We start from the raw sequence: 17,660 nt of genomic DNA, 5'->3' as shown, positions 1-17,660 counted from the left end.
ATTTCAGTCTACCGTTCGACAAGAAACCTAAAACCAAGAAATCAACTACTAATTCAAAATTGTTTTCTTGACCCATCAATTACCCGCGTGGTTCGCTATTGCTTACGCAAGGACCGGCGCTCGCTCACATTTTGTCGCCCGTCCAGCGCATGCATTTGAAAGGACATTTCCATGGGGACTTTGGACACGGTCAGTGGCTACCTGACTGTAGGCTCGTCAATTTTCCAAGCGGCAAGTATCGCAAACGGGCTGATCCAAGGCTTCGCCAACGGAGAGATCGACAGTCCTGAAGATTTCTTCAATGTGCTGTTCGGCGGTGGCACGGACGCTGCAAATCAAGAGATAAACCAGAAGCTCGACCAATTGCTGGTTGCTGTCGATGAGATCAGTTCACAGATCGATGTCCTTGGCGCCGAACTCAAGCAGATGATCGAAGAGCAAACCGACCTGCTGGTCGGTGTCGAGATGGCGCAACTCTTGTCCGACGTGTCGCGCGAACGAGAGCGGTTGGCGAGTTTCGACCCTTACGCAGAGCCGGGAGAGACTGGCTATGTCGCGCCAGATCAGCTCGACGGCTATTTCCAGGGTTATGTTGACGAATCCAGCCGACTGCTGGGCCGAATTTCGGCTATAGCGAACGAAGTTCTGGATATCCCTGGAACCGAAGCGAACGAGAAGCTGGAATTGAACGCCTCAATGGTGCTGGCGATCAATCACGCTTTGGAGCTACGGTTCCAAGTCGCCGCACGTTTTGAACAGGAAACCCTCGGTTCTACCCAGCTGACCTCGGTTCTCCAGGATGCGATCGCGCCGCTTGAAAAAGCGGTTAACAACATCCGAGGCATTGGCCCCAGCGTCTATGATCACGAGGTGTACTCGGAAAGTGTCAATTCCGAAGACCTGGACGGGCCCGTTTACATGGATATGAACGGCGACAACGTCGCCGATGAGGTTCATTTCTCCTACACATATTACGGCGTGCGACCTGATGCCAACAGCCTGAGTCCGATCCAATTTTCGACCTATCGCGACCCTGAGATCGCTCTGGCCGAGAACCTGCAGATTCCCATCTTTGCCCCGCCGATCCACATAGACCAAAACTACACGCTGGTTCAGGATCTCGGCAACGGGACATATAACGCAGTTATTGTCGACCACATCGCCAAGTACGAAAGCAGCATCCCAGGTATTGATGGCATCGAAAATCCGCTGGAGCCGGGCGACCCCAACCTAAGTCTGCGATGGCCCGACGACATTGATGATATCCTGAACGCCTTGCAGTCGATTGGTTACTACGAAACCGTCAACCGTCTCGGCGTGGAGCTGTGGCGCGAGCCGTTCGAGGTGCAATCCGCCTTCGGGGGAATCCTCGAGGTACTGAGGGACATGACCGGTGGTATCGAAAGCGACACCCCTGATGACCTTGGACACATCATTGGTAGTCAGTCCCGCGACTACTTGCGCGGTGATCCCGATGGCAACTTGATATCGGGTTTGTCCGACAACGACACCGTGCGCGGTCGCGATGGCGACGACACATTGTTCGGCGGCCCCGGCGATGACCTGGTCAAGGGTGACAGCGGAAACGATGAAATCTATGGAGGTGTCGGGGCAAACTACCTACTCGGTGGCAGTGGCGACGACACGATCGAAGCCGAAGAAGTCAGCCGTATGGAGGGGGGCTTCGGCAATGACATTCTTGATGCAAAAGGTGTTGGCTTCAGCGCTTTTGGTCATGATCTTCGCGGTGACGAGGGCAACGACACACTTCGCGGCAGTTCCAAAGGGGATGTCCTGATCGGCGGGGCGGACGACGACCTTCTCCTCGGGCGCGACGGGGACGACTTGATGAGCCCCGGTACGGGCAATGACTACGTCATCGGGGGCGTTGGCTTTGATACAGTTGTGTATGATGGGCCAATTGCAGATTTCGTCATCAGCGATGTGCAATTTGGATTCGACCCTGACTTGACGACGCCTTTCACCGGTTTCGGGGCCCAGGTCACTGGTCCGATGACGTCCGATTTACTGCATACGGATATCGAAAAGCTGGTCTTTTCGGATGACGAAATCGTTTTCGGCGTACGCCAGCTCTCAGGTGAGCGCGCTCCGACCGAAGGCATGGATATCCTTTTTGCCCCACCGTCGAACGACGTTATCGACATGTTGGGCGGCAACGACGCCATCCATGGCTGGCGCGGCGACGATACAATACGCGGCGGCACCGGCAACGACACCATGATCGGGGGCGAAGGCCTGGACGAATTGTTCGGCCAGAGCGGTGACGACGATCTGGATGGCGGCGAAGGCGCCGATACCATGACCGGCGCTGAGGGTTCCGACACGTACCACGTCGATGACATTGGCGACCTCGTGGTCGAGGTTGAGGGGCATGCTGGCCGCGATCACGTTCGCAGTGCTGTCGACTTCAGGATAGGCAGCTCGCATATCGAGGATGTCAGCCTTATAGGCTCCGCACGCATTGCGGTCGGGAATGCACTCGGCAACCAGCTTGTCGGTCACTACCTCGACAACATCTTGGACGGGATGGGTGGTGACGACACGATGATGGGCGGCACCGGTAACGACACTTACGTACGGAGAGACGCTGGCGATCGTATCATCGAGTACGAAAACCAGGGGCATGACCTTGTCAGGGCCCTGATGAATACCGGTCTGATGGACTTCGTAGAGGATCTCGAACTTCTCGGTGCGGATGACTTGAACGGCACTGGCAACGAACTCAACAACGTTCTTACCGGCAATTCAGGCAATAACCGGCTGAACGGCAAGGCCGGTAACGACACCATCTATGGAGGCGACGGCGAGGACGAAATGATCGGCGGTGCCGGAATCGACGTCATGAATGGCGGAAAGGGTGGAGACGTCTACCGCATCGATCACGCCGATGACCGGATTATCGAAAGCCGCAGCTGGACAGGCACCGACACGGCGATATCCTCCGTCGACTTCCGGACCGGCAACCGCCATATCGAGAATGTGGAATTGGTCGGCAGCGCCAAGGTCGGCGCCGGCAACGGGCTTCAAAACCACATCAAAGGCAACGCCGAGGACAACATCTTGGATGGCGGCAAGAACAATGACACCCTGGAGGGCGGCACTGGAGATGACCGCTACCTCGTCAGGGCTCCTGGTGACACTGTCATCGAAGCTGCCGACGAAGGTATAGATACCGTACTGGCATTCCGCAGTTACGCGATGGAGGCGCATGTCGAAAAGCTCTTCATGCAGACCGTCTACACGAAGGACGGCGACCCCGCGATCTTCAACGGGATCGGCAACGCGCTCGACAATACGATCGTGGGCACCCCCTTCGACAATTTCGTTATCGGGCGCGAAGGGCGCGACACCCTGAAAGGACAGGGCGGCGCGGACAGTTTCGTATTTGACCGTGCAATAGGCGCCTCCAATGTCGACCGGATCATAGATTTCAACACAAACAGCGCCAATGAAGGCGACAGGCTGTTGATGAAGAGTTCAGAATTTGGCGGCATGACCACCGGCTCACTTGGCGCAAGTGCGTTTGTCACAGGAACTGTCGCCGCTGACGCCTCGGACCGGTTCATCTTCGATCAAGCCGCGGGTCAGTTGTGGTTCGACGCCGATGGTTCTGGTGGAGCAGAAAAAGTACTGGTCGCCACATTCGAGCAAAACGCCACAGTGTCGGCTAGTGACATCGAGATTTTCTGATCTTGGACATACATGTATCGGAGGCTCCGCAGCCTCCAAGACGACGACAACAGCCGTGTCAACGGCTGCCGCGGAGATGCGGCTGGTTTACTGAATCTGCGGCGCCGAGCATCACGGCGCCAAAATCGAAACTGCCATTTGCAAACTAGCCCTTTTGATCTTTCGGCAGCGCCGCGGCCAGCTTGACCAGTTCGACCAGTGACCGAACGGCCAGCTTTTCCAATATGCGGGCGCGGTGATGGTCGACGGTCCGCGGACTGATCCCGAGGGCCGCCGCGATTTCCTTGCTCGAGGCTTCGGCCGGCTTGGCCAGGACCTGGTCGACGATCTCGGCCTCCCGTTCGGTCAAACGGGAAAACCGGGCGCGGATCTCGTCCGCTTCGGCGGTGGAGGCGCGTTTTGCCTCGGCCATGTCCAGCGCGACTTCGATCCGCTCGACCAGTTCGGACTGGCGGAACGGCTTTTCCAGGAAATCCACCGCGCCGCTCTTCATCGCCTGAACGGATTCGCGCACGCCGCCATGGCCGGTGATGAAAACGATCGCCAGGGGCCATCCGCGGGAGTTCAGCTCTTCCTGAAGCTCCAGCCCATTCACATCGGGCATGCCGTAATCCAGCACGAGACAGGCGGATCGGCTGCCGTCAAAGCCCGAGAGGAACGCCTTGGCGGACTCGAACGCTTCGACCTCGAAGCCACGTTGCCGCAAGGCCCGGGTCAGCGAGGTTCGGATATCCTGATCGTCATCGACGACAAAAACGAGGCGGTCCTGCTCGGTCATGCAACCCTGGTTTCCGGTTCTGCGACGCCCACGGTGAAATAGAAACGGGCGCCATGCGGCTCGCGACTTTCATGCCACAAGCGGCCTCCATTGGCTTGCACGATTGACTGACAAATCGAAAGCCCCAATCCCATTCCAGTGGGTTTCGTGGTTTCGAAATCGGCAAAAAGATTAATCTTCGGGTCAACACCCGGGCCATTGTCCGAAACGATCATCAGGATCTGGTTGTCCTGGCAATGCGCCGTCAGGTGCACGTGCCGATCCGCCTGATCCGTCGAGGCCAGCGCCTCGATCGCATTGCGAATGAGATTGACCAGCACCTGCGCAATCTGAAGGCGATTGGCGTGGACCGGGGGCAACCGCCCCAGATCCGCCGAGATCGAGACATTGGCCGCCCGCGCCTCTGCAATGACGAGGTGCCGGGTCTGTTCGACGAGGCCAGCCAGGTCGAAATCGCTGCGGATACCCTCGTCGCGGCGAATGAAGGCGCGCAGGGCCTTGATGATCTCGCCCGCCCGCATGGATTGTTCCGCGATTTCCTCGAGCGTATTGCGCAATTCCTTGTCGGGATTGCCCAGTTGATCGACCGAATAAAGCGCGGAATCCGCGTTTTGCGTGATCGCGGTCAGGGGCTGGTTCAATTCATGCGCCAGCCCGGCGGCGACCTGCCCCATCGTGTTGTCGCGTGACAGGTTCGACAATTCACGGCTGAGTTCCGCGATCTGGTCCTCGGTCTGCTTGGACTGGGTGATGTCCTCCATCGTGAGGACGTAATGCAGCGGCTTGCCGTCGTGGTTGAAGATCATGATGGCGTTGACCGCGACCCAGATCACCTCTCCGTCGCTGCGCAGGCAGCGCAGTTCGTGGTTGATCTCCTGCGGGACCTCGGGCTGCGCGGTGTCGAAGAGCAGGAAGAGCGGATCGTCCGGATGGGCCAGGTCGCCGAAATCCATCTGCATCAGGGCCTCGGCATCATAGCCGGTGATGGATGAGAATTTCTCGTTCACGCGCAGGAAGCGGCCTGTCTCGGTGTCGATCTGGGCCATCCCGCGCGAGGACAATTCGAAGGTGCGGCCATATTCGATTTCCGTCGCCCGCCGCGCCGCGATCTGCTGCATCAGGGTGCTATTGGCCTTTTCCAATTCGTCATAGGTTTTCGGCAGGGGATCGGCCGGGTCCAGTTCTCCCTGCGAAATCAGCGCGGATCGGACGGCAAAGGCGCGCACGGGCTTGTAGATGTAATTGGCCAGCCCCAGACCGGCCAGCCCGGTGATGGCGGCCACCAGCGCAGCGATCCAGATATTGTCCAGGCGGTTCTGCTTGATCACCTCGGTGAAATCGCTTTCAGGCGCGTAGGCGGCAGTGATCCAGGACAGGTTTTCATTGATCGGCGGCATGACGACCGAAACATAGGTTTCGCCGTTATAGGTGAATTGAGACAGCGTCTCTTCCTCGACCGAAACTGTGCCGCTATCCATCAGATGGGCAAAGGCGGCCCTGGCAATCGGGTCTTCGAATTGCCTGATATCGACAAATCGCAACGTGCCGTCCGCGTCCTGCGTTTTCAGCAAGTCCTTGTTCGGATGCGCGATCACGTCGCCATTGCTGTGGATGATCAACGCCCGGCCAGAGGCGCCGATCCTCAACCGGGCCAGGAAGTCAGAGATTTCGCTGATCTCGATGTCGACCCCGACGATTCCGCGGATCGCCTCCGGCCCGCCAAGCACCGGAGAGGCCAGAGTGATCCCCGGCCTCTGGGAGGAGAAGAAGATATAGGGATCGGTCCAGACCGTCGTCAGCCGTTCCCGCGCCAGCGTGTACCAGGGCCGCGTGCGGGGGTCATATGGATCGTCCGGGTCCATCCGCCGCTCGATCACGTTGAAATCCTTGTCGCGCCAGATCAGTTCCACCGTGCGGGTTTCGCCCTCGTTGCGGATGATCTTGGTGCGGAACGGCCCCGGCGATTCGCTGCGCATGACGTAGACGAAGCTGCCATCCTCGGTCCCGTGATAGAGACCGGAAAATTGCGGGGCCAACTGCAATTGCTGAAACAGAAGACGTTCCAGCAATTCGGGGACGTCGCTGGCAATCACCCGATCCTGCGCCAGACGCGCCGACAATTCCGCCGCGCCGCGGGCCGGTCCAAGGAACCCGCGGGAATGTTCAATCGTGTTGGTGCCGATATCGCTCAGCAGGTCGCGGGCATGGTCCAGCAGGGCCCGTTCGGACGTGACATAGGAAGAAAAGACCACGGCGAGAACGGCAATGAATTGCAGCCCCGCCAATCCGATCGCGAGCATTGCCCCCAGTGAGTTCCGCATGGCCTGTTTCCTTTCTTCACCGGCCAGCCGAGGCGCAACCGCAGGGCCCGAGTCTCCACAATTCGTCTCAGCGCGCAACTGCGGTGCCGGCACATCCTTATAGGCAATATTACGGAGGCAATCATGCGCATTTTACCCTTCGCCCCCATGTGCAACACTTGTCTTGCGAGCCACACCTGCCCAACCATCCCCAAAGCGTAAGTGTGGAGAATATTTAAAAAATTATTTGCACGGCGTTTGTGAGTGGGCGTCAATAGCAATCTATTTAGTCATCAGCCGGTGTCGGACTTTCGGGTCTGCGCCGGCTGAATTATTTTGACCTTTCCATTCATTCCAGCACAGGGCGACGCAGCAAAGGACAGCTTTCTCAAGGATGATGGTCGGGCCGTCTGCTTTGGTCGCGATCCGGTCCCGACTTCGGAAATCGCATGGCATTCGATCTGCGATCAGACCTTGTCCGAACGACAGGGGTGAGTTGCGCCGCCTGAGCAAAAACCAACCCGGGTCTGGGACCTGATCGTCAGAAAATCTCGATATCCCCGGCAGTCACGATCGCGTTCTGCTCGAAGGTGGCGACCAGGATTTAGGTTGCTACGCCGGTGCCGTCGCTTTCGCACTACATACTCCCCGAGGTCTGATCGAAAATGATCCGGTCAGACGTGTCGCCAGCCGTCGTGCCTGTCACGCAATCTGCAGTCGCGAGCGCTCCGGCCGTCATGCCGCCAAACACGCTGTCTTTCAGCAATAACCTGTCGCCCTCATTCACCGTGTCGACGTTGAAATCGATGATCCGGTCAACATTCGACGCGCCGAGCGCGCGGTCGAAGACAAAAGTATCCGCACCCTCCTAGCTCCTTCAGCAGATCGCCCGCCGCGCCCCCGTCCCGCGTGTCGTGACCGGAACCGTCGGAAGGCGTGTGGATATCCTTACAGCAAAATCATGTTGGCCAGAGCTGCGCCCAGAATGGCTAGGATATCCCCATCGGTCGGCCACTCGATATCGCTGTGCCTTTGTGCGCCGACTGTGTTGGTATTTGTGCGGAGCTCGGTACCAACCCGAGCTCACGTGCCGTCGAACCGCCGAGCGAGAATAACGTAACCCGCTGCGTCATCGCGGGTTGTTCCTGATGCTCCGCGTCTACGGAATTCATCAAAAAATCGGTGGGGGGTACCAAAAAGCTTTGTATATACACGGCGCCGTTCCTGATCGACTGAAAAAATCATCATGACGGCGCAATCGGTTCAGGTTACGTAACTTGTATCAAGCACAAACGTTCAGGTCGATCCGGGTGTGCGCCACCGCCCCCAAACGAGCGGCCGCGGCGTCCAATGCGCGCACGCGCTCTGATCAATCAGATAGACGGGATGATCGGCCTGTTGGTCAGCACGGACAGGCGCACTTTGCCCTTTGGGCCCCGGAACACCGCAAGACGCAAGACCGATGACACCTCGCCGCGATCCGTAGTGGTATATGGTCGTGGCAACCGCGATGGCCTGAACAGCTACAGCGGTCTCAGTTCAGGCAAGAGAGGCGCTCAGCGACCTGCGTCAGGGTTGCCGCCCGGTGTTGAGCCGGCTTTCGTCGCCATCCACGGCCTTGAGCAGCATGGGGTGGATGACCGCGAACCACAGCGGCGGCACCAGCATCAGAGCGAAGACGCCGGGATAGCCCGAGGGCAGCTCTGGCGCGCCGTCCACATCCGCCAATGTCTGGAATGGCTTCTGCGCGTTCGTGTGATGATCGGAATGACGTTGCAGGTTGAAGAACAGCAGGTTGGAAAAGAAGAAGCTCGAGTTCCAGGAATGCTCCGGTCGGCAGGGCTCCCTCTTGCCGTCGATCATGCGGCGGGCGATGCCGTAATGCGCGGTGTAATTCGCCATGGTGATGGTGAACCAGACCGACGCGCATATCAGCACGTAGACCCCGAGCGCGACGGGGCCGAAGGCCAGTGTCAGGCCCAGGGCCATGGCCGCCGTGACCGCCCAGCTTTGCGCGATCGCGTTCCGCCAGTGCCAGAACGGCAGCCCCTTGCGCGCAAGTCGCGCCCGTTCTGCCCGCAAGGCGCCGACGAACACGCCCGGAATTTCGCGCAGCGCGAAGCGGTAGATGCTTTCGCCGTAGCGGGCCGAGGCCGGATCGCGCGGCGTGGCCACGTGAACATGGTGCCCCGTATTGTGTTCGATCGAGAAATGGCCATACCCGATCAGCCCGAGGGCAATCTGGGCCACGCGCCGGTCGCGTTTGGATTTTGCATGCCCCAGTTCGTGCCCCACAAGCACGAGGGGAGCATGGATCAGGCCCAGGCCGATGCCGAACACGATGAGCTGCCCCGGGCCGAAAAGACCAGAAGCGGCCAGGCCGCAAGCCAGGATGATCGAAAGTGCGAAGAGCCCGGTCACGATGAACAGCAGGCGGCGGTAATACGGGTCGCCCTCGAGCTCCATTAGCACTTCGAGCGAGATATTGCGATGATCCCGACCGAAGATGTGGTCAATGGCCGTGCAGACGCCGAACAGCAGGACAAGCGGCGCGACCGCGATGGCCCAGGCTGGCGCTCCGAGGCCAAGCGCCAGAAGGCTCATGGGAACGATCATGGGCATCGTAAGGCCCACAGGCCAGAGAGCGCGACGGGGATCCACCGAGTGGGTACTGATAAGGCTCATGTAAAATCCGAAAGACTGAAATGCTGTCGGAAAATATCATGCAGAGGTCTCTTATCAAAGGACTATGCGCCAGAGGGGCAAATACCGAAGGAGACCGGCCTGCCCAGGGTGGGAGGCATGAGAAACGGCCGACCCGCCGTGAGGGACGGGCCAGCCTGATCGGGAGATTCATGTGCGGCGCGTCGGCCGAATTTCGGCATATCACATTGATAATTAAGCCAAGTCACCCGGCAGGACATCTGCCGGGACGTTCTGGTAGCAGACCGGCCGCAGGAAGCGGCGGATCGACAGGGTGCCGACGGAGGTCGCGCCGAAATTGGTGGAGGCCGGGTAAGGGCCGCCATGAACCATCGTATCCGCGACCTCGACACCGGTGGGGAAGCCGTTGACCAGCAGCCGGCCCGCCTTGCGTTCGAGGATCGGCAACAGGCGGCGCGCATCTTCGGCATCGCCCCCATCCATCTGGATCGTGGCGGTCAGCTGGCCTTCGAAGCCGCGGGCCAGATGCTCCATCTCCGCACGGTCCGAGACGCGGACAACAAGGCCGAGCGGGCCGAACACCTCTTCTCCAAGAGATTGATCCCGAAGGTAATTCTCGGCATCCGTCTCGTACAGGTTCGGCGTGGCCATGCGGCCTTCGGGATCGGTCGTCAGCACCGGACGCACCGCGTTGCGGGCGTCGAACCGGGCCTTTCCGTCCCGGTAGGCGGCGGCGATGCCGTCGGTCAGCATCTTCTGCGGGGCGACGTCCTGAAGGGCGGCCGCCGCGGATTTCACGAAGGCATCGCCCGCAGCCCCCTTGGCCACGACGGCGATGCCGGGATTGGTGCAGAACTGGCCCGCACCCATGGTCAGCGACCCGGCCCAGCCGGTGCCGATCTCTTCCCCGCGGGCCGAGGATGCCTGTTCGAGGATGAACATCGGGTTAACTGACCCGAGCTCCCCGAAGAACGGGATCGGTTCGGGGCGCTGCGCGCAGAGATCGAACAACGCCCTGCCCCCGCCGAGGGAGCCGGTGAAGCCCACGGCCTTGATCAGCGGATGCTGCACAAGTGCCTGACCCACATCGCGTTTTCCGCCCTGGATCAGAGAGAAGACACCGGCGGGCATGTCGCAGGCGACGATGGCGGCATGGATGGCCTCGGCCACGATTTCGCCGGTGCCGGGATGGGCGGAATGGCCCTTCACCACGACCGGGCAGCCTGCGGCCAGCGCCGCGGCGGTGTCGCCGCCGGCGGTGGAAAAGGCCAGCGGGAAGTTCGAGGCCCCGAAGACCGCGACCGGACCGATGGGGCGCTGCATCATGAAAAGTTCAGGCCGCGCAAGGGGTTGGCGGTCGGGCAGCGCCTGATCATGGCGGATGTCGAGGTAATCACCCTTGCGGATATGGCTGGCAAAGAGCCGCAGCTGACCCGTGGTGCGGCCGCGTTCACCTTCCAGCCGGGCCTCGGGCAGGCCGGTCTCAGAGGTACCGATGGCGGTGATGGCGGCGCCGCGCGCCTCGATCTCGTCGGCGATTTTACCAAGGAAAACAGCGCGCTGTTCGCGGGTCGTGTAGCCGTAGGTCCAGAACGCATCCTCGGCCGCGCGGCAAGCACGGTCCACCAGGTCGGGGGTGCCGACGGAATAGTCATGCGCCGGGCCATGGGCCGGCTCGGAGGTGAATCGCGTCTCTCCGGCGACCCAGTCTCCGGCGATCAGGTGCTTGCCATGGGGGGTGAAATCGGGGCTCGTTCCGTCCATCTGTAGGGTCCTTTCGGGTCTCGGATCCGGCATCGGCAATGCGTCGGTATCACGTCGGTATTACGTCGGTGCCCCGAAACGGGGCGTTCATCAGCTGTTCATCCCGCGTCGCGGGCGTCAGGCGCGTCGGTCAGGCCGGGGCCAGCAGCCCGCGGGCGGCAAGGTTGGCCATCAGGGCGCGGGTGCCGAAGGTCCATTCCGGCGCTTCGGTCGACAGGCGCACAATGTTGGTCAGCGCGCCGAGGCCCGGGGCCGAGATCGTGACGACATCGCCGGTCTTGTGGGTGAAGCCCTCGCCCGGGACGTCGCGATCCTCGGTCGGGGCGAAAAGCGTGCCGAGGAACAGCACCACCCCGTCGGGATACTGGTGATGGCGTCCCAGCGTCTGGGCGACCAGGTCTTCGGGGTCGCGGCTGATCTCGGACATCGAGGAATGGCCGGTCAGGCTGTAGCCATCCGTGCCTTCGACCGTCAGGGTCAGCTCGGCCCGGCGCACGTCGTCCAACGTCCAGTTCCCGTCGAAGAGCCGAATCATCGGCCCGATCGCGCAGGAGGCGTTGTTGTCCTTGGCCTTGCCCAGTAGCAGGGCCGAGCGGCCTTCGACATCGCGCAGGTTCACGTCATTGCCCAGGGTCGCACCCAGGATGCGCCTCGTGGAGGACACGGCGAGCACGATCTCGGGTTCGGGGTTGTTCCAGGTCGAGACCGGGTGCAGCCCGATCTCGGCCCCCGTCCCGACAGAGGCCATGGGCGGGCACTTGGTGAACACCTCGGCATCCGGGCCGATCCCGACCTCGAGGTATTGCGACCACAGCCCTTCGGCCTGAAGGGTGCGCTTGACCTCGGCCGCCTCGGGGGAGCCGGCGCGGAGGTTGCGCAGGCTGTCGCCGATGACCTGGCCGACGCGGGCGCGGATCGCCTCGGCCCGGGCAGGGTCGCCGGCGGCCTTTTCCTCGATCACGCGTTCGACCATGGACCGGGCGAAGGTGACGCCGCAGGCCTTGACCGCCTGCAGGTCGCAGGGCGCGAGCAGATGGAGCCGGTCGGGCGCGGGGGCATTGGCGGCGATGGTGTCGAAGTCGCCAAGGGGGGTGCCCTGCGCGTCGCGGATATGGGCGGCGGGGTCGGGCAGGTCCAGCACGTGGCTGACCGTCGGCGCGGTGGTGGAGGTGATGTCGATCAGCTGGCCGTCGCGCAGGGTGACGATGGCGGGGCCCTGCGCATCAGGGGTCCAGCACCGACCCAGCCAGAGGCCTTCGGGAGCGTCGATTGGTGTCATGGTCCGGGTCCTTAGCGGCGTTTGAAATCTGGGGCGCGCTTTTCGGCAAAGGCGGCGCGGCCCTCGGCGGCGTCATCGGTGGCAAAGCAGATGGCCTGCAGGTCACGCTCGTAGGCGACGGCCTTTTCCAGCGGCATGTTATAGGCGGCCTGAAGGTTCAGGCGCGCGGTTTCGGCGGCGACGGGGGCGCGGCTGGCGATGGTGCCGGCGATCTCGGTCGCGCGGGTCATCAGCGCATCGGGCGTCGTGACTTCCGAGACCAGCCCCCAGGCGAGCGCCTTGTCGGCGGGGATCGGATCGCCGGTCATCACCATCAGCGCCGCATTCGAGGGGCCGATGGAGTGGGCCAGCAGCGCGGTCATGCCGCCGCCGCCGATCCAGCCCAGCTTGATCTCGGGCGCAGCGAGTTTCGCGGTGTCGGCGGCGATGCGGATGTCACACGACAGCGCCATTTCCAGCCCGCCGCCCATGGCATAGCCGTTGATCGCGGCGATGGAGGGTTTCTGCAACGCCCGGAGCGCGTCGCAATATTCCGGGCGGTTGCGGAAATCCCAGGGCGTGGCGTACCGGTCGAGATCCGAGATGTCCGAACCGGCGCAGAACGCCTTGCCCGTGCCGGTCAGGATCACCGCCCGGGCCGTATCATCGGCGTTGATCCTGTGCACCGCATCCCACATCAGCTGCGCCATTTCGGGCGTCATCGCGTTCAGCTTTTCGGGGCGGTTATAGGTGATCGTGGCGATCCGGTTCTCGATCGTCAGGGTGAGCGGGGCGCTCATGCTGTGGTCCTTTCGGGTTGGCTGGCCTCGAACATGTCGCGCAGTCTGCGCGCGGCCTGGGGTGCCGGTGTGCGCGCGTCGAAGGCGTCGCGCAGGTAGGCCGAGGCGCGGGTTTGCAGGGCGATGTAGCCGTCATGGCGGGGGCGGATCGCGGCGGCCTCCAGCGTGGCGGCGGTCTGGCTGTAGAAATTCCCCCAGGCGGCGTTGACCTTCGGGTCGGCCCAGGCGGACCGCAGGCCGGGCTGGCCGTCGTGATCGGGGATGAAGCCGCGCTGTGTCGCGTCGGACATGAGCCAGAGCAGGTGATCGCGCAGCGTGTCGTCGACCTGCGCCCGGCGCGACACGCAGATGCCGGTGCCGCCGAGGATCGATCCGGGCCGCCCACCCGCGCGCGGCGCGTCCTGGAAGGCCACGGGACGGGACGCGCGGGTGTAGTTGACGTAGCCGTAGACCAGCGGGATCAGGCGGATGTCGTCGGCGCGGCCCATCAGGTCGAGCAGCCCGATCGGGTTGAGCGTCTTCGTGTGCGCGGGCGTGCGCGCGGCGAGGGGCGCGAGGATGTCATAGGCCCGTTCGGCGATGCCATCGGCGGGCCAGCCACCGTCGCGCATGTCGAGGGCGTCATCCAACGCGGCACAGACCGACAGGAAGGACAGCGCCGCATGGGGCCCCGCAAGCGACAGCGCGACGCCGCCCTGTTGCGACAGGGTCTCGACCTCGGCCCAGCTGGTGGGCGGGGTTTCAGCCAGGTCGGGGCGCAGGGCCATGACCTGTGTCGCCGCATCCAGCGGCAGCGCCCATTGGCGGCCCGCCATGGCATAGCTGGAATAGGCCGGGCCGATGGCACCGTCGGCAATGCGGGCCAGATCATCAGCGGCGAAAACCTGGTCCAGCGGGGTCAGGCAATCATGGGCCAGCGCCTCGCCCAGATGCGGATGGTCGAGCACGACGAGGTCGTATTCGGCACAAAGGTCGGCAATGGGGGCGGATTCGAAGCCTTCAAGGGGCTGGACCTCCCATGTGACGGGGCCTTGTGCGGCGGCCAGGGCGTTCAGGCCGCGGGGGTGATCCCATGTCAGACCGCGATAGCTCATTCCGTGCCCCGCGCGATGGCGCCGGCGCCTTCCATCTCGGCAATCTCGGCGTCGGAGAACCCGGCGGCGCGCAGCACCTCGTCGGTATGTTCGCCGGTCAGGGGGGCACCGCGGCGCAGTTCGGCCGGGCTGCGGGAGAAGCGGATGGGGAAGCCGGGGGTCTTCACGTGGCCTTCGGTCGGGTGGTCGTATTCGATGAAGGTGCCGTTATGGGCGATCTGCGGATCCGCGACGAGGTCGGCATAGCCGTAGACCGGCCCGGCCCAGATGCCCTCGGCCTCGAGCCGCGACAGGCAATCGGCGGTGGAGAATTTCGCGATGGCGTCCCGTACGGCGGCGAATGTGGCGTCGCGGTCGTCCCAGCCCGCGGTGGTTTCGTCGAGGTCTGCCAGCGCGGGTGCGTCGAGCGCGCGGGCAAGGCCCGGGAAGTTCGGCATGGCCAGCGCGATATAGCCGTCGGTGGTCGCGAAGGTGCCGTAGGGCGCCCGGATATAGACATGGGCGTGCGGCTCGGCCGAGCGTTCCTGCGGCTTGCCGCCCACGGTGAAGACCGACAATTCCTGCATCTGCAGCGTGGTGATCGCGTCGAGCATGTTGACCTCGACCTTCTGGCCCTCGCCGGTGCGTTCGCGGTGCAGGAGCGCGGCCAGCGCGCCCTCGAACGCGGTGTAGGCGGTGACGGCATCGACCAGGTATTGCCCGGCGGCCTGGGGCGGTTCGCCGGCGCGGCCGGTGGACATCATGGCGCCCGACATGGCCTGCAACAGCAGGTCCTGGCCGGGGCGCTGCGCGTGGGGACCGTCCTCGCCATAGCCGGTCATGGACACGTAGACGAGGCCGGGATTGATCGCCGACAGCGTGTCGTAATCCACGCCCAGCCGGCCGGCGACCCCGGCGCGGTAGTTCTGGATGAAGACATCGGCCTTCTCCACCAGCTTCCGGATGACCGCCTGCCCGGCATCGGATTTCAGGTCCACCGCGAGCGAGCGCTTGTTCCGGTTGAGCGACAGGAAGGACACGTTGATCCTGTTGCCGGTGATGCCGCCGGCGGGCGCGTGGCGCTGCCATTCACCGGCGATCGGTTCGACCTTGATGACGTCGGCGCCCAGGTCGCCCAGGCGCTGCGCCGCGAAGGGCCCGGCCATGGCGATGGAGCAGTCGAGTACGGTATAGCCGTCGAGAATTCCCATTGATGCGTTCCAGGGTTGAGGGTGTCAGGTCATGTTCCAGCCGCCATCGACGGCCAGGTTCTGGCCGGTGATGAAACCGGCCCCGTCGGAGGCGAGGAACAGGATGGCGGCGGCGATGTCATGCGGCGTCCCGCGCCGCTTGACCGCCTGGTGATCGAGCACGAATTTCCGATACCCATCCGGATCCGGATGGATCTTTTCGGCATCCGTGGGAAAGGCCCCGGGCGCGATGGCGTTGCAGGTGATACCCCACTTGCCGAACTCGCGCGCCCATGCCCGGGTCAGGCCCAGCAGGGATCCCTTGGATTGCACGTAAGGCGCCAGGTTTTCCCAGCCGCCGGTCAGGGTGATCGAGGTCACGTTGATGATCCGGCCCCAGCCCTGATCCCGCATGCCGGGAAGCGCGGCGCGGGTGCAGATCAGCGCGGCCTCCACGTTGACCTGGTGGACCAGGCGGAGCTCTTCCATCGTGAAATCCTCGAAGGGTTTCGACGGATAGATGGCGGCGTTGTTGATGACCACGTCGAGCGGTTTGTTGTCCGTGATCTGGGCCAGTTTCGCGGTCAGCGCGTCCTGGTCGGTCAGGTCCATTTCCAGCAGGTGCAGCCGGGCGGCGACATCGTCGGGTGTGTCGGCCAGCAGGCTTTCGTTCTTGGACTGGTCGCGGTCGAGGGCAAAGACCTCGGCCCCGGCGTCCAGCATGTCGAGCGTGGTCTGGTGGCCCAGCCCCCCCGAGGCCCCGGTATAGAGCACCCGGCGTCCGGCCAGCGCCCCCTGCCCCTGTGCCCCTTGGCCCTGTGCGGCCCCGCCTGTCATCGGTGATACGCGGTTCATGAGCAGCCTCCGATCGGAAGGTACTGGCCCGAGGGCGCGGGATAATCCTCGTCCGGCTGGGCGGCGATGGCGGTGATCCGGTCCTCGGCCGCGGCGATGGCGGCGGCGTCGGGCAGGATGGTGAAGGTGGTGTCGTAGCGGCGTTCCTCGCCATGGCTCAGGCGGATCAGTTCGCCGCGCTCGCGGGCGCCGCCATTGCCGGTGACATGGTTGGTCGAGGGTTCGATACCGAACGCATATTGCCCGGCTTGAAGGTTCTGCCACTCGTACATGCAGGGGAACTGGTCCTTGCGCGTGGTGACCATGAAGCCCAGCCCCAGCCGGTCATTGACCAGCGCGACGGGCACCTGACCCTCGGTGTCGGCGGCCATTTCGTGCTGCCAGACCTGTTCGTGGAACCCCATCTGCGGCGCCGGGATGGCGCGGTAGCCGACGCCCTGTTTGCGGTATTCGCCCTCATGCGCGGCCCAGACCACGTCGCGGATCGGAGCAAGGTAGCGCGCGCCGTCCTCGACCACCGGGTGGCCGACATTGATGTGATAGCAATACATGTGCGGGGTGGCATAGAAGCCGCGGTTCACCACGCGGTCGGTCAGGCGGATGTCGTCGCTGCCGACCTCGACCTCGATCCGGCGGTGCAGCTCCAGGTGTTCGCCAAAGACGGTGCCCTGGGTCACCACGCCTTCGGCCCAGAGGGTGCAGGTGTCGCCGTCCCATGCCTCGCCATAGCCGGTGAGCCGGGCGGGAATGGTGCCGACGCGGCCATGCAGGGAATGCTTGGCGGTCTGGCGGGGGCCGTAGACATATTCCGGCGTCTCGGCCTCGTGCATGAAGAGGATATGATCCAGCCCGCAGGTGATCATCAGGCCGGAAAAGCTGCGCATCCAGCCCAGGCCGCCCTCGCCTTCGTAATCGTGCAGGGAGGGATGGCGGAACCCTGCGGGAGAATGCCAGCCGATGGCCCGGCCGTTATGTTCGCAATCGGCGATATCCATTGCGCGGTCGACCAGAACGGTGAACCGCAGGCCCGAGCCGGTGCGGAATTCCAGCATGCGGATGCCGCGTTCCAGCCCGTCGCCCAGCGTCATCAACCGGACGCCCGCCGCGTGGCCGAGCGAGCCGCTGAGGGCCTCTGCCTCTGCCCTGTTCAGGTTCTTGCCGTAAAGCTTGACCATGACTTCTCCGTTCGCCGCCGCGGGTCCGGGGCGCCTTTTTCTTGTCCGAAACTTGGGGTGGCGGGCCGGGATCAGCCGGCCCGCCGATTGTG

General features: G+C 63.1%; 11 protein-coding genes. 1 reads left to right on the top strand and 10 read right to left on the bottom strand.

Translation table 11 applies throughout. From position 1 onward, the window contains the following. Positions 1-171 precede the first annotated feature (171 nt). Complete coding sequence (locus tag ATO9_RS03600) at positions 172-3,711, top strand: calcium-binding protein (RefSeq protein ID WP_043745077.1); 3,540 nt, start codon at positions 172-174, stop codon at positions 3,709-3,711. A 145-nt stretch (positions 3,712-3,856) separates the two neighbouring features. Here ATO9_RS03600 and ATO9_RS03595 read toward each other — a convergent pair whose 3' ends face one another. The 10 genes from ATO9_RS03595 to ATO9_RS03550 form a co-directional block, all read right to left on the bottom strand. Further along, positions 3,857-4,489 carry a response regulator transcription factor gene (locus ATO9_RS03595; RefSeq protein ID WP_043745074.1) on the bottom strand — a complete coding sequence of 211 codons (633 nt, stop codon included), beginning with the start codon at positions 4,487-4,489 and terminating at the stop codon, positions 3,857-3,859. Beyond that, positions 4,486-6,810 carry an ATP-binding protein gene (locus tag ATO9_RS03590; protein WP_043745072.1) on the bottom strand — a complete coding sequence of 775 codons (2,325 nt, stop codon included), beginning with the start codon at positions 6,808-6,810 and terminating at the stop codon, positions 4,486-4,488. Before ATO9_RS03590 ends, ATO9_RS03595 begins: the two co-directional genes overlap by 4 nt. 1,548 nt (positions 6,811-8,358) lie before the next feature. After that, positions 8,359-9,393, bottom strand: coding sequence for an alkane 1-monooxygenase (locus ATO9_RS03585; RefSeq protein ID WP_238318657.1), 1,035 nt, complete (start codon positions 9,391-9,393; stop codon positions 8,359-8,361). 294 nt (positions 9,394-9,687) lie between these two features. Beyond that, positions 9,688-11,217 (bottom strand): aldehyde dehydrogenase (NADP(+)), encoded by a 1,530-nt coding sequence (locus ATO9_RS03580; RefSeq protein ID WP_043745067.1) that lies wholly within the window; start codon positions 11,215-11,217, stop codon positions 9,688-9,690. A gap of 130 nt (positions 11,218-11,347) precedes the next feature. Next, positions 11,348-12,496 (bottom strand): fumarylacetoacetate hydrolase family protein, encoded by a 1,149-nt coding sequence (locus tag ATO9_RS03575; RefSeq protein WP_043745066.1) that lies wholly within the window; start codon positions 12,494-12,496, stop codon positions 11,348-11,350. An 11-nt stretch (positions 12,497-12,507) separates the two neighbouring features. Further along, complete coding sequence (locus ATO9_RS03570; protein WP_043745061.1) at positions 12,508-13,275, bottom strand: enoyl-CoA hydratase/isomerase family protein; 768 nt, start codon at positions 13,273-13,275, stop codon at positions 12,508-12,510. Beyond that, positions 13,272-14,369 carry a type 2 periplasmic-binding domain-containing protein gene (locus tag ATO9_RS03565; RefSeq protein ID WP_043745058.1) on the bottom strand — a complete coding sequence of 366 codons (1,098 nt, stop codon included), beginning with the start codon at positions 14,367-14,369 and terminating at the stop codon, positions 13,272-13,274. The genes ATO9_RS03570 and ATO9_RS03565 overlap by 4 nt, the downstream gene beginning before the upstream one ends. After that, positions 14,366-15,559, bottom strand: a complete 1,194-nt coding sequence (locus tag ATO9_RS03560) for a CaiB/BaiF CoA transferase family protein (protein ID WP_043745055.1) — start codon at positions 15,557-15,559, stop codon at positions 14,366-14,368. The genes ATO9_RS03565 and ATO9_RS03560 overlap by 4 nt, the downstream gene beginning before the upstream one ends. A gap of 24 nt (positions 15,560-15,583) precedes the next feature. Beyond that, positions 15,584-16,393 (bottom strand): SDR family NAD(P)-dependent oxidoreductase, encoded by an 810-nt coding sequence (locus ATO9_RS03555; RefSeq protein ID WP_081979423.1) that lies wholly within the window; start codon positions 16,391-16,393, stop codon positions 15,584-15,586. Continuing rightward, positions 16,390-17,568, bottom strand: a complete 1,179-nt coding sequence (locus ATO9_RS03550; protein ID WP_043745052.1) for an aldose 1-epimerase family protein — start codon at positions 17,566-17,568, stop codon at positions 16,390-16,392. The genes ATO9_RS03555 and ATO9_RS03550 overlap by 4 nt, the downstream gene beginning before the upstream one ends. Positions 17,569-17,660 lie beyond the last annotated feature (92 nt).

The sequence above is a fragment of the Pseudooceanicola atlanticus genome, from assembly GCF_000768315.1.
Classification (GTDB): domain Bacteria; phylum Pseudomonadota; class Alphaproteobacteria; order Rhodobacterales; family Rhodobacteraceae; genus Pseudooceanicola; species Pseudooceanicola atlanticus.
The sequence above is the reverse complement of the archived record's forward strand: the minus strand, read 5'-3'. Positions and strand labels throughout refer to the sequence as shown.